The organism is Priestia megaterium, from assembly GCF_009497655.1.
In the GTDB taxonomy this organism is placed as follows: Bacteria; Bacillota; Bacilli; order Bacillales; family Bacillaceae_H; genus Priestia; species Priestia zanthoxyli.
In genome coordinates this window covers 516,207-528,867 of record NZ_CP023317.1, presented here as the reverse complement: position 1 = coordinate 528,867, position 12,661 = coordinate 516,207, and the positions used below count along the sequence as shown (strand labels likewise).

17 protein-coding genes and 1 riboswitch are annotated in these 12,661 nt (G+C 39.5%); of the genes, 6 read left to right on the top strand and 11 right to left on the bottom strand.

From position 1 onward, the window contains the following. Positions 1-67 precede the first annotated feature (67 nt). Positions 68-688, top strand: a complete 621-nt coding sequence (locus CEQ83_RS02805; RefSeq protein WP_028412573.1) for an NAD(P)-dependent oxidoreductase — start codon at positions 68-70, stop codon at positions 686-688. Positions 689-726: 38 nt separating this feature from the next. On the opposite strand, the gene CEQ83_RS02800 is transcribed toward CEQ83_RS02805, so the two are convergent. Beyond that, on the bottom strand, positions 727-924 hold the full coding sequence (locus CEQ83_RS02800; RefSeq protein WP_098999426.1) for a hypothetical protein: 198 nt from the start codon (positions 922-924) through the stop codon (positions 727-729). A gap of 181 nt (positions 925-1,105) precedes the next feature. Here CEQ83_RS02800 and gpmA point away from each other — a divergent pair, with 181 nt between their 5' ends. Then, positions 1,106-1,831: a 2,3-diphosphoglycerate-dependent phosphoglycerate mutase gene (gpmA, locus tag CEQ83_RS02795; protein ID WP_028412574.1), complete on the top strand. Its 726-nt coding sequence runs from the start codon at positions 1,106-1,108 to the stop codon at positions 1,829-1,831. 30 nt (positions 1,832-1,861) lie between these two features. On the opposite strand, the gene thiD is transcribed toward gpmA, so the two are convergent. The 9 genes from thiD to CEQ83_RS02750 form a co-directional block, all read right to left on the bottom strand. Then, a complete protein-coding gene (gene thiD / locus CEQ83_RS02790) occupies positions 1,862-2,671 on the bottom strand; it encodes a bifunctional hydroxymethylpyrimidine kinase/phosphomethylpyrimidine kinase (RefSeq protein ID WP_028412575.1) in 810 nt (269 codons plus the stop codon). A gap of 22 nt (positions 2,672-2,693) precedes the next feature. Further along, positions 2,694-3,713: a thiazole biosynthesis adenylyltransferase ThiF gene (locus CEQ83_RS02785; RefSeq protein ID WP_028412576.1), complete on the bottom strand. Its 1,020-nt coding sequence runs from the start codon at positions 3,711-3,713 to the stop codon at positions 2,694-2,696. Next, complete coding sequence (locus CEQ83_RS02780) at positions 3,710-4,477, bottom strand: thiazole synthase (RefSeq protein WP_013055283.1); 768 nt, start codon at positions 4,475-4,477, stop codon at positions 3,710-3,712. The genes CEQ83_RS02785 and CEQ83_RS02780 overlap by 4 nt, the downstream gene beginning before the upstream one ends. 5 nt (positions 4,478-4,482) lie before the next feature. Then, complete coding sequence (thiS, locus tag CEQ83_RS02775; protein ID WP_028412577.1) at positions 4,483-4,686, bottom strand: sulfur carrier protein ThiS; 204 nt, start codon at positions 4,684-4,686, stop codon at positions 4,483-4,485. Then, positions 4,683-5,810, bottom strand: coding sequence for a glycine oxidase ThiO (thiO, locus tag CEQ83_RS02770; protein ID WP_098999427.1), 1,128 nt, complete (start codon positions 5,808-5,810; stop codon positions 4,683-4,685). Before thiO ends, thiS begins: the two co-directional genes overlap by 4 nt. Continuing rightward, positions 5,794-6,417, bottom strand: coding sequence for a thiamine phosphate synthase (locus CEQ83_RS02765; RefSeq protein ID WP_028412579.1), 624 nt, complete (start codon positions 6,415-6,417; stop codon positions 5,794-5,796). The genes thiO and CEQ83_RS02765 overlap by 17 nt, the downstream gene beginning before the upstream one ends. Before the next feature lie 121 nt (positions 6,418-6,538). Beyond that, positions 6,539-6,640, bottom strand: a riboswitch (TPP riboswitch). 158 nt (positions 6,641-6,798) lie between these two features. Beyond that, positions 6,799-7,014, bottom strand: coding sequence for a hypothetical protein (locus tag CEQ83_RS02760; RefSeq protein ID WP_013055279.1), 216 nt, complete (start codon positions 7,012-7,014; stop codon positions 6,799-6,801). Positions 7,015-7,065: 51 nt separating this feature from the next. Beyond that, positions 7,066-7,452 (bottom strand): fluoride efflux transporter CrcB, encoded by a 387-nt coding sequence (gene crcB, locus CEQ83_RS02755; protein ID WP_028412580.1) that lies wholly within the window; start codon positions 7,450-7,452, stop codon positions 7,066-7,068. After that, entirely contained in the window at positions 7,453-7,851 is a 399-nt protein-coding gene (locus tag CEQ83_RS02750; RefSeq protein ID WP_028412581.1) for a fluoride efflux transporter FluC, read from the bottom strand. It lies immediately after the preceding gene. Positions 7,852-8,192: 341 nt separating this feature from the next. Between CEQ83_RS02750 and CEQ83_RS02745 the strand changes: the two genes are divergently transcribed. Genes CEQ83_RS02745 through CEQ83_RS02735 form a run of 3 tightly spaced genes read left to right on the top strand, consistent with a single transcriptional unit; the run spans position 8,193 to position 10,467 of the window. Then, on the top strand, positions 8,193-9,014 hold the full coding sequence (locus tag CEQ83_RS02745) for an amino acid ABC transporter substrate-binding protein (RefSeq protein WP_013081647.1): 822 nt from the start codon (positions 8,193-8,195) through the stop codon (positions 9,012-9,014). Then, positions 8,998-9,702 (top strand): amino acid ABC transporter permease, encoded by a 705-nt coding sequence (locus CEQ83_RS02740; RefSeq protein ID WP_013055275.1) that lies wholly within the window; start codon positions 8,998-9,000, stop codon positions 9,700-9,702. The genes CEQ83_RS02745 and CEQ83_RS02740 overlap by 17 nt, the downstream gene beginning before the upstream one ends. Before the next feature lie 30 nt (positions 9,703-9,732). Further along, complete coding sequence (locus CEQ83_RS02735; RefSeq protein ID WP_098112842.1) at positions 9,733-10,467, top strand: amino acid ABC transporter ATP-binding protein; 735 nt, start codon at positions 9,733-9,735, stop codon at positions 10,465-10,467. A 34-nt stretch (positions 10,468-10,501) separates the two neighbouring features. Here the strand turns inward: CEQ83_RS02735 and CEQ83_RS02730 are convergent, their stop codons facing one another. Beyond that, on the bottom strand, positions 10,502-11,446 hold the full coding sequence (locus CEQ83_RS02730) for a nucleoside hydrolase (RefSeq protein ID WP_028412584.1): 945 nt from the start codon (positions 11,444-11,446) through the stop codon (positions 10,502-10,504). Positions 11,447-11,625: 179 nt separating this feature from the next. Between CEQ83_RS02730 and CEQ83_RS02725 the strand changes: the two genes are divergently transcribed. After that, on the top strand, positions 11,626-12,621 hold the full coding sequence (locus CEQ83_RS02725) for an NADPH:quinone oxidoreductase family protein (RefSeq protein ID WP_028412585.1): 996 nt from the start codon (positions 11,626-11,628) through the stop codon (positions 12,619-12,621). Positions 12,622-12,661: the final 40 nt, after the last annotated feature.

The following is a 12,661-nucleotide window of genomic DNA, read 5'->3' as shown; positions in this document are numbered from 1 at the left end:
TATGAATAAGTATACAAATTGTATATTCTAAAGAATAGATACTATCTTTTATAGAGGGGTGCAACCAATGAAAATTTTACTATTAGGCTCAACAGGACGAGTTGGACAGTCTTTATTAAAAATGATGCTAAAAGATGAAAACGACGTTACGGTACTTGTTAGAGACCGCAATAAGCTAAAGATTAGTCATCCAAACCTACATATCTTACAAGGCGATGTCCTTGATCAAGAAAATATCAGCTTTGCCCTCAAGCACCAAGATATCGTAGTCAGCGCGTTAAATACAGATGGTGCAGAGACCATTTCAAAAAGTATTCCGCTTATTATAAACAGCATGAAGCATTACGGCGTTCATCGTATTCTTACTATCGGAACTGCAGGTATTTTACAGTCACGAACAGAACCGGAAAAGTATCGTTTTCAATCAAATGAATCGAAGCGTAAAACGACCAGAGCAGCAGAAGATCATTTAAAAGGATACTTACACTTGAAGGAAAGTGACCTAAACTGGACCGTTATATGCCCAACCTACTTGCCTGATGGTGAAGTAACAGGCACATACCGAGTGGAAAAAGATATTTTGCCAGCAGATGCCGTTAAAATTTCAACGGGAGATACCGCTCACTTTACCTACCATGAAATATGGGCTCAAAAATTCCCAAAATGCCGCGTTGGAATTGCTTATTGAAAAATCAGGAGAACTTTTCGTTTTCAAAACGAAAAGTTCTACATCCAAAAAATACCAATTATAGCTAATCCACCTAGAACAAAACCTCCTATTTGACCAACGAGAGACGGTGTCAAAACAGGCTTTCCTTTTTCTTTCTCTAATGTGCTAATATCAAGCTTCATCTGATAAATTTCTTCTTTTAAATCTTCAATCTGGCCGTGCAGCGCTTGAATCTGACGTTCTTGGTCACTCATCCACTATCTTCCCTTCCCTTTTTTATTTTTATCATATGCGTAAAAAAGTTAAAGCTTTACTTTTCAGCATCACTTTTTCTAAATGTTAAAAACTCCTTTCCCCGGCTTTAGGATAAAAAACACTTTCCTTCTCATAATAAAAAAGAATAGAGTCCTTAGTCACTGTTGAAAGGAGAACATGATGATAAAACTTGTGTTGATTAGGCATGGACAAAGCGTATGGAACCTTGAAAATAAATTTACAGGCTGGACGGATGTAGACCTTTCTAAAAATGGATTGCAAGAAGCGCGAGAAGCCGGAAAAGTGCTAAAAAAAAACGAATATGCTTTTGATATCGCCTATACTTCTGTTTTAAAACGATCCATTCGTACTCTATGGATTGTCTTACATCAAATGGACTTCATGTGGATTCCTGTATATAAATCTTGGAGACTGAATGAACGACACTACGGGGCTCTTCAAGGTTTGAACAAAGAAGAAACCGCAAAAAAATTTGGAGAAGAGCAGGTGCATTTGTGGAGAAGGTCGATGGACGAACGCCCTCCTGCTTTAGAGACAACAGATATTCGCTATGAAGCTTCCAACCCTAAGTATAAGGAATTAGCCAAGGGACAATTTCCTGTAACGGAAAACTTAGCCGATACAGAAAAGCGGGTTCTAGAATATTGGAACAAAACTATTGCTCCTTCTATTAAAGCTGGCAAAAAGGTTATTATTTCCGCTCACGGTAATACGATTAGAGCTCTGATGCAGTATTTGGATAACATTTCACCTGATGGCATTGCGAACTTGAATATTCCCACAAGCGTACCGCTTGTGTATGAGCTTGATGATAATTTAAAGCCCATTAGACATTATTATTTAGGCATCGATGGAGAAATTCCGACACATATTCCTTCTTCATAAAAAACGTGCCTAGATTGTAGGCACGTTTTTTTATATATTTGAACGAAAGTATTTTCTATACGCCCAATGATTAGTAGGACCGTGTCCCGAACCAAGTTCAAGCGTATGCTTAATCGCATAGTGAACAAAATCCGAAGCGGTTTGAACTGCTTCAACTACGCTTTTGCCTTTCGCTAGTTCAGCCGTGACGCAAGCAGCAAACGTGCATCCCGTCCCGTGTGTATGCTTTGTATTCATCTTTTCATGCTTGATTTCAACATACGTATGACCATCATACACTAGATCAATCATATCCTGATGAGATTGGTCATGTCCGCCTTTAATTACCACGTGCTTTACACCTAGCTCATGCATCTGTTTTGCCGCTTCTTTTCTGTCTTCAATCGTGTGAATTTCTTTCCCCGTGATGACTTCCGCCTCCGGTATGTTCGGCGTAATGACTTCACAAAGGGGCAATAATTCTTTTAGAGCCTGTATAGCTTCTCTTTGAAGAAGAGATTGACCGCCTTTTGCAATCATAACGGGATCAACTACAACATTTTGCAGTCCGTGCTGTTTGATTTTACGAGCCACTGCGTAAATAATATCAGCACTGAACAACATACCTGTCTTCACTGCATTAGGAAATAAGTCAGTCGCAATTGAATCTAACTGCGTTTCAACTGCTTCTACTTCTAAAGGATAAACTCCTTGAACGCCAACTGTATTTTGTGCAGTCACAGCTGTAATAACAGACATGCCAAAAACGTCACGCTCTTGAAATGTTTTTAAATCTGCTTGAATGCCTGCTCCTCCACCGCTGTCTGATCCAGCAATGGTTAATGCTTTTGGTACTGTCATGCTTGAAACCTCCATCTCTTTCTTACCCAATATACCGATGATAAAGTGACTTTGCTTCTACTATATCGTTTGTTCCATGGACAAAGACGCGCCCGTCTTGAAACATCACTAAACGGTAATCATCTACATAAAAAGAAAGCAGATACGGATTTTGTTCAATTTTATATCCTTTTTCTTTTAATCGTTCACCTAAAGACTGCAGCGGCTGCTTGGCTGATTTGCCCGGACGGATTTGTACCGTGTTTCTTCCGCATAGCACAGCTGTTTTCGTTTGATTTTCATATTGTAAAAAGGGATACGTTTGTTCACTGCCGCATGAGCGGCAAGCAGATTTGCGAAATACGTTCACATTGATGCTCGTATACTCATTTTTCCATACGTCAAACGAAACAAGTTCCCTCCTGAGCGCATTCCAGTCTCCAACTAATATTTTTAACACCTCTGTTACTTGATGAGCGACTACCATTTGTACAGCAGGACTAATAATCCCCACTGTATCACATGTTAACCCTCCAAGCGGTACAGATTCAAGCAAACAGGATAAACACGGTGTTTCACTTGGTATGATAGTATAACTAATTCCGTAACTTCCTACACATGCTCCGTAAATCCAAGGAATATCATATTTTTGTGATAAATCATTCATTACAAGGCGTGTGTCAAAATTATCGGTTGCATCAATCATAACATCTACCCCCTCAACAAGCTGTTCTAAAACTTGAGGGGTACCGTCCGCTACGTGGGCTTCTACTTTTACATCATGATTAATATCGTGAAGCCTTTTTTTAGCGGCAACTGCTTTTGGGATTCTTTTATCAGCATCTTTTTCACTATACAATTGCTGACGCTGAAGGTTACTCCACTCTACATAATCGCGGTCAATGAGCGTTATTTTCTTTACTCCCGCTCGTGCAAGGGCCTCGGCGTTCCCTGTTCCAAGAGCACCTGCTCCTACAATCAGAACATGCTTTTCTTGAATTTGCTGCTGTCCGCCTTTTCCAATAGGTTGAAACAATTCTTGGCGGGAATAACGATTAATCAACCGATACTCATCCCTTCTGTTGGACTGCTTGCCGTTGCATATTGTTTCTTTTCAATACGTCCTGCTTCAAATGCTGCTCTTCCTGCCTCAATCGCTAGCTTCATAGCACGAGCCATTTTCACAGGATCTTTTGCTCCTGAAACAGCTGTATTTAATAACACACCATCTGCTCCTAGCTCCATAGCTTGAGCTGCGTCTGAAGCCGTTCCAATACCTGCATCTACAATTACTGGAACGGTTGATTGTTCAATGATAAAACGCATGTTCAACGGATTAATAATACCTTGACCTGAACCGATAGGCGACGCTCCTGGCATAATGGCATGTACGCCTAACTCCTCTAAACGACGCGCAAGTAAAACATCATCTGATGTGTAAGGTAAAACGGTAAAGCCCTCTTTTAACAGTTCTTCACTAGCTTTTAATGTTTCAACTGGATCAGGAAGCAGCGTCTTATCACATCCAATTACTTCTACTTTCACCATGTCACAAAGTCCAGAAGCCTTTGCTAATTTAGCAATACGTACGGCCTCTTCTGCATTTTTTGCTCCAGCAGTGTTAGGCAAAAGAGTGAAACGCTTCACATCAAGTGCTTCTAATAAATTAGGCTGATTTTGATCAAAAATATCCATTCGTCTAACAGCAAATGTTAAAATTTCTGTTTCCGACTCTTCTACCGCTTGACGCTGAGTCGTAAAGTCCGGAAATTTCCCTGTTCCTAATAATAAACGTGAATTAAATGTATATTGTCCAATTTTTAACATACTCTTCATCCTCCTCCAACAAATGAAACAACTTCTAATGTATCTCCATCTTTTAAGCATGCATCGCTATGTTCTTCTTTTTGCAAAATATTCTTGTTTAATTCAACAATTACAACTCGCTCATGCAGACTCTGAGCCTGCAGCAAGTGCTCGACCGTTTCAATTTCATCTCCGACAGTGACGGTCTTACCGTTAATAATTAGATTCAATGAACTCCCTCCATTGCTCTCGTTAGCTGAAATGATGTAAAGAATGAATGATTTGGCTTTTTCCCTAACAAAGCATCAGCCATAATTTTTCCAGTTGCAGCGCTTAATAAAATACCGTTTCGGTAGTGGCCAAAAGCCATGTGCAGATTCGCTATTTCAGGGTGCTCTCCTAAATAAGGCCAGCCATCATTTGTTTGTGGACGAAGACCAGCCCATGCTTTTTCAAATGTGGCTTCTTTAATGGCCGGCAGAAGCGCAGAAGCTTTATTCAGCAAAAATTGAATACCTTGTGCAGAAACGGTCTTAGTAAAATCATGCTGCAGCTTAGTTGCCCCGATTACGATTCTTCCACCAGTCTTAGGGACTAAGTAAAAACCTTCATCTAAAAAAATCGTTTTAGAAAGCAGGGGCTTATAACTTTGCAGAGCAATACACTCTCCTTTTACAGGAAACACCTCGCCTAAATGTTCAGAAGAAATAAAGCGTTTAGCCCATGAGCCTGCTGCAATCACTACTTTTTCTCCATAAAAAGAGCCTTTGGACGTCTGTACCCCTTTTACTGTTTCATTTTCCATAATCAGAGAGTGAACGTCACAGTATTCGAATACATCTGCTCCGTGATACAAGGCTCCATGAGCAAGAGCTTGTGTTAACTTAGCCGGAGCTAGCTGGCCGTCTCCCGGTATTGTAATGGCTCCGTATATGTCTGGAGAGAGCCCGGGTTCTAACAAACGCGCTTCTTTTACATCGATCCATCTTACATCTTTGTCCCACCGGTGGTGCTGAGCGGCTTTTTTCTTTAATACGTGTGCATCTTCTTCTGTTACAGCGACTTTTAATAAGCCTTTTTGAATGAGCTCTACGTCGATAGCCGTTTTTTCTTTTAGTTCCTTCACCAGTTCAGGAAACATGCTTCTGCTCTTAATAGCAAGGTCTAAAAGAGGACCTTCTTCATCAATTTCAGCTTGAGCACCTAAAATACCAGCGGCTGCACTTGAAGCTTCACAACCAACTTGATTGCGTTCAAGAATAGCTACTGACGCTCCTTGTTTTGACAAATGATAAGCGATAGAAGAGCTGATTATACCTCCTCCGATTAACAGTACATCATAATGCTGCTTCATTTTCTCCACCTCCAGATGTCCATATATGAGAATATTGTTTAATCGCTTTCAGGGGATCTTGCGCAAGCATGACACCAGACATCACGGCTATACCGTGTGCTCCTGTTTGAAGTACCTCTTTGGCATTTACAGGTGTAATTCCTCCAATGGCAATAACCGGTATCTGCACAGCGTCTACTACTTCTTTTAGTGCCGCTATCCCTCGACTTTTTAATTCTTTTTTTGAATGTGTTGAATAAATATGTCCGTATAAAATGTAGTGAGCACCATCTTTTTCAGCTTCTAAAGCCTCTTCCACAGAGTGAACTGACTTTCCAACAATAAGAGAAGGAAATGCGTCTATAACAAACGAAACGTCTAAACTATGATAGGCAAGCTGTACACCTTTTGCTTTTAAAGCATGCGCTACATCAACTCGGTCATTCACAATAATTTTAGAGCGACAAAATGGTAGGCTTTCTAGTAAACATTGAATCTGCTTTGCCGTTTTCTTTTTTTCTCTAATATGAATGGCGCCCGCAAAAGGCGCGATAGCCGTTAAAATTTTTTGAAGCTCTTCGATTGGCTGCTTATCTGTTGTAATGACATGAAATTTAGGAATATCCACATGATCGAAACCTTTCCACTCAGAATAAAGAGAAATTTCAATCACTTCATCTTGTGCAGAGGGCTTTATTACATACAAAAAACCACTCTACAACGTAGAGTGGTTAGCATGCATCGTTATGTAAACATGATCGCCACTTCCCTACGCTGGTCCAAACCAGATCAGGTTCAAAGGGTCCGAAATACATCCGTCTCAGCTTCAAAAAGCTCCCCTAGTGATTGCTATTTATTGATTTTGTTTTTGCACTTAAAATTATAACACAACTAGATGTAAATACAATATCTCTTTATGCTCTTACGGCTCTCTTCCTTTTATAGATGTATCTTTTAAGCTTCTTTACTAAGAGGCCCGGCGCACCGAATCATTCTGCTTTTTATATAGTTAGTAATCGGTATAGTCGTCAAATTCTTCTTTGTCTTTTTCCTTTTTCCGATCCCATATAAACAGCAGGAGTAACATAATAAAAGTTAGAATATAAAAACCGTAAAAAATAAATGCCGCCACAACATTTATAAATAAAAATAAAAAACCAATGATCTGACCTGCAACAGCTACAATCAACAAAATGTATTTCCAAACTTCTGCTTTTCTATCCATTCTCTACTTCTCCGTCTTTTTGTTTTTCCCTACTAGAAACGTTCTCTTTACTTATAATAAAAACGTTCCTGCCAGTAAACCGACTGTAAATAAACCAACTGTTCCAAATGCTGAAATCCCCACGTACGCCAACATTTTCCGATAAGATTTTTCCCGAATTAACTGTACGGTTTCCACACTAAACGTTGAAAAAGTGGTAAAGGCACCAAAAAACCCAATGCCAATCATTAAAAATATTGAATCATCATAAGCATGACTCGGAACCTTTCCATAATAACTACCGTAAAAAAGACCAAGCCCAAACGCACCGAGCAAGTTTACAAACAGCATTGAGACTGGAAAAGGAGGGTTTGAAACTGTTTTTGTAACTTTTAAACCCAAAAGATAACGGCATATTCCTCCAGCTGCCCCGCCAAGTGCCAAGCTCACTATGCTCATTTACTTCACCTCATGTACTTTCACTAAATTTTTCCCTGCCGCTTCACCGCATAGATAGCCTGCTAAAGCAAGAAGGATTCCACCTACTAAAGAGACAATGACATAAATGGCTCCCCAAAATAAATGGTGCTGAGTGAGAGAAATGACGTCTCCTGCAAAGGTTGAATACGTTGTAAAACCGCCGCACACGCCAACTCCTAGTCCAAGCTTTATCCATTCTTTTGGCTTTTTCCACGCAAAAAATCCTGTTAATAGGCCTAGTATGAAGCTTCCTAATAGGTTTTCAATTACCGTTCCTATTGGATAGCCCGTATATAATAAGGAAAGATTTAGCAAATAACGCGCATATGTACCAGCGATAGCACCAAAGGCAATTGAGATTAAGTTTATGGCTTTCATCATATCGCTCCGTTTCATAAATTCTTCTTTAAGTGTACCATAAGGAATTTATTTCTACCTTAACATTTAACTATATGTTTATTGCACCAAAAGTCATGAAAAAATGAAAGAGAAAATCGTCGCATGAAACTTCCTTTTTACTCCTCAAATATCCCTTAAAAATCCACTTAATCCAAATTTTAAAATCTTTCTGTATCCTTATGACAAACCGTGTATAGAAGGTATATTTCCCTTATTTTAAGTCACATTAATCGTATAAGTTTTTTTTGTTGACTTTTGCTGTGTTCTTGTTTAGTATCACAGAGTATCATTTCCTATCAGAATACTAGGGGGTTTAGAAAATGAAGAAATTTGCTGCACTTTTGTCGCTACTATTAGCTTTCACAGTTGTGCTTGCCGCATGCGGTTCTAGCTCAAAAAATGAAGCAAACAATGGAGACAATAAATCTTCACAAGAGGATTTATATAATAAAGTGAAAAAAGATGGCGTATTAACAATTGGAACTGAAGGTACATACCCTCCGTTCACTTTTCATGATGACAAACAAAAGCTAACTGGGTTTGATGTAGAATTGGCTCAAGAAGTAGCTAAACGTCTTGGCGTAAAAGCTGAGTTCAAAGAAACACAGTGGGATGGCATGTTTGCCGGATTAGATGCTAAACGCTTTGACATGATTGCTAATGAAGTGGGTATTCGTGAAGATCGTCAAAAGAAATACGATTTCTCTGACCCATACATCCAGTCAGGCGCCGTATTAATTGTTCGTAAAGACGAAAAAGATATCAAATCATTTAAAGATTTAAAAGGAAAAAAATCAGCACAGTCATTAACAAGTAACTACAAAGACATGGCTCAATCTTATGGTGCAAACATTACGAGTGCTGAAGGTTTTGCTCAAGCAGTAGAACTAATGAGCGCAAACCGTGTTGATGCTACAATCAACGATAAATTATCGTTCCTTGACTATAAGAAAAAGCACCCTAACGCACCTATCAAAATCGCGGATGAAAAATCCGATGGTGCTGCAAGCGGCTTTATGTTTAGAAAAGACAGCGGTAAGTTAGTGGATGAAGTAAACAAAGCATTGAAAGATATGAAAAAAGACGGAACATACGCAAAAATTTCTAAGAAATGGTTTGGCGAAGATGTTTCTCCTAAATAATATTTTTCCTGATGGAGAGCGATTGAATCAATTGATTTCAATCGCTCAATCATCTCTCTTACCAATGCTAAAGGGAGCTATTCAATATTCTATTCCACTAACATTAATCACGTTTGTACTCGGTATCATTTTAGCTGTCTTAACAGCCTTGGCTCGTTTATCATCTATAAAAGTTTTAAATATAATTGCGCGCATCTATGTATCGATTATTCGAGGTACACCGCTGCTTGTGCAATTATTTATTATTTTCTACGGCTTACCCAATTTAGATATAACAATTGACCCATTTATCTCTGCTATTATTGGATTTTCATTAAGTGTAGGTGCGTATGCATCTGAAATTATCCGAGCAGCGATTCAATCTATTCCTAAAGGACAGTGGGAAGCTGGCTACTCACTTGGTATGACCTATTCCCAAGCGTTAAGACGGATTATTTTACCGCAAGCAGCACGTGTATCGATTCCGCCATTATCTAACTCTTTTATTAGCCTTATTAAAGATACGTCACTTGCATCGCTTATTCTTGTTTCTGAGATGTTCCGTAAAGCTCAAGAAATTGCTTCGACTAACTATGAATTTTTACTTCTTTATAGTGAAGCAGCGCTCTTGTACTGGATTATGTGTACAATCTTATCCATTATCCAAGGACGCATTGAAATAAGACTAGATCGTTACGTATCTAAATAACCGTTTCGAGTAGCTAAAGGAGTTTTTCATATGATTAATATCAAAAATTTGCATAAATCATTCGGTGATTTGCAAGTATTAAAAGGGATTGATTTAGAAGTTGAACAGGGCAAGGTAATTGTATTAATTGGTCCTTCTGGATCGGGTAAAACTACTTTTTTACGTTGCTTAAATCTTTTAGAAATCCCAACAGACGGCACGATTGAACTTGATAAAAAAAGCATGAATTTCAACAAACCTGTTCGTAAAAAAGACATTACTTCATTTCGAAGCCTAACAGGTATGGTCTTTCAAAACTATAACTTATTTCCTCATAAAAGTGCGCTTGAAAATGTTATGGAAGGTCCTGTAATTGTAAAAGGCGTTTCTACTCAAGAGGCAGAAAAAAGAGGTAAAGAATTGTTAACACGCGTTGGCTTAGGCGATAAGCTCGACTTTTACCCTTTCCAGCTGTCTGGCGGACAACAACAGCGTGTTGGCATCGCCAGAGCAATGGCGATGGACCCAAAAGTTATGCTATTTGATGAGCCTACTTCAGCTCTTGACCCTGAGCTTGTAGGAGACGTTCTTCAAGCGATGAAAGACCTGGCAAAAGAAGGAATGACGATGGTGGTGGTAACTCATGAAATGCGCTTTGCCCGTGAAGTAGCAGATGAAGTTATTTTTATGGATCAAGGTGTCATTATGGAAAGAGGTACACCGGATCAAATATTTTCAAATCCTCAACAAGAGCGGACACGTCAATTCTTGAATATGATTCATTAAAAAGGTTGCACATTTTCACGTGCAACCTTTTTCTTTATTTGGCTACTGCTTTTTTCATTAAATCTGTAATGTACGTAAAGAATGCTTCAGCTGTGACGTCATACACGACGTCTACAGGTCGTCCCTCTTCAGAAATTTCTGTTCTTCCTTGTCTTGGTGTTTCTGTATACACAATACTCGAAACGGTTTTTACCTTCACAAGTGTTGAATTCCCTGTAAATGCTGTTGTGAGTACGTCCCACAAATAATAAGTCGAATTGGTTTCAACATGCACAAGCGGCGGGCAAGCCGCGTAGCACTGCCCTACAAAGTCTACTCCTTCATACCTGCGAAGTGAAGCCCACATTTGGCGAATAGCCGGCGTTAATGGAACTTGATTCGTGCTTTCTAAAGCAACCATCTCAATTTTAATGCTGCTTTCCCATACTCTTGCTACTGCTTCTGGATCCCAAAAAGCATTCCATTCCGCCGTTCCATCATGTTCAGGCTCCTGCACATTTCCTACTTCTTGAAATGTACCGCCCATCCACACTAACTTATCAATTTTCTCTTCTATTTCAGGCGCTTTTTCAAGTGCTCTTGCCAAATCAGTTAGCGGTCCTGTAAATAATAAAGTCGTTTTTCCGTCTGTGTGCTGCAATGTTTCAATTAAATGATCATGAGCAGGCAGCTGACTTATTTTTGTTTGCACTTTCCCTTTTTCATTTAAAATTGGCAGTGCATCTACATAAAACGTATGCATGCGCCATTCTTTTGGAAATGGGTTCATACCACGTGAAGTAGATTTGGCTACCTCGATATCATAACTTCCAAAACGATCAATAATTTTTTGGCTTGCGCTGATACCTGGCTCTAAGTATCCGTCAGCAGGAATGACAGATACCCCCGTTACCTTTACATCATCCATTTGCAGCAGTAAAAAAAGGGATACTAAATCATCAATCCCTGCATCATGGTTAAAATATATGTTTGTGCTCATGTCTCTTCTCCTCTTTTCTATGTATCGCTACGTAATAGCTGTACCGCTATTTTATAATGAAATGGCCTCTTTGGTAATCAAAGTATTATGAACTTCTTTTACTATTTTCTATAATGGGTATAGAAATAAGGTAATCTATGTATAGGCATATACATCTCAGTATAGAAAGGAGAAATAAAATGAAGCAATCATTTTCAGCATTAGTAGTAGATAAAACAGGTGAAGAACAAGTGGAGGCGTCTGTCCAAGAACTGACGCTAAACGATTTGCCAGAAGGCGATGTACTTATTCGCGTTCATTATTCAGGGGTGAATTATAAAGATAGCTTAGCCAGCATCGCAAACGGCAATATTGTGACAAGCTATCCGTTTGTTCCAGGTATTGACCTAGCAGGAATCGTTGTATCTTCTGACAGCCCTGATTTTAAAGAAGGTGATCGTGTCATCGCAACAAGCTATGACATTGGCGTATCACACTTTGGAGGCTACAGTGAGTATGCGCGCTTACGCAGCGAATGGATTGTCCCTCTTCCTGAAAATTTGACGTTAAAAGAAGCAATGATTATCGGAACAGCTGGCTTTACAGCTGCTTTATCTGTGCATCGCTTAGAGGAAAACCATACTAGTCCATCTAACGGCTCTGTGCTTGTAACAGGGGCTACGGGAGGTGTAGGAAGCTTTGCGGTTGCCATTCTTTCAAAATTAGGCTACACAGTGGAAGCAAGTACAGGAAAAAGCTCGGAAGCAGCTTATTTGAAAGAGCTTGGCGCTTCCTCTATTGTAGCGCGTGAAGACGTTTATAACGGCAAATTAAAAGCATTAGGCAAGCAAAAATGGGCCGCTGCAGTGGATCCTGTGGGTGGAGAGCCCCTAGCTTCTGTCCTCAGTCAAATTCAGTACGGAGGCTCTGTAGCGGTCAGCGGGCTAACAGCTGGAGGCAAAGTGCCAACAACGGTCTTTCCCTTCATTTTGAGAGGGATTAATTTACTCGGCATCGATTCTGTTTACTGTCCAATGCCTACTCGAAAAGAGATTTGGAATAGACTCGCTAATGACTTTAAACCTGAAAGCTTCGAACCTTTCATTCAGCAGGAAGTTTCTTTACAAGATCTCCCTCAGGTTCTTCCTACTTTATTAAAAGGACAAGCTCGAGGACGAACAATTGTGAAGCTATAAAAAAACGGAGAAACCTGGGTTTCTCCGTTTTTTTACGAAC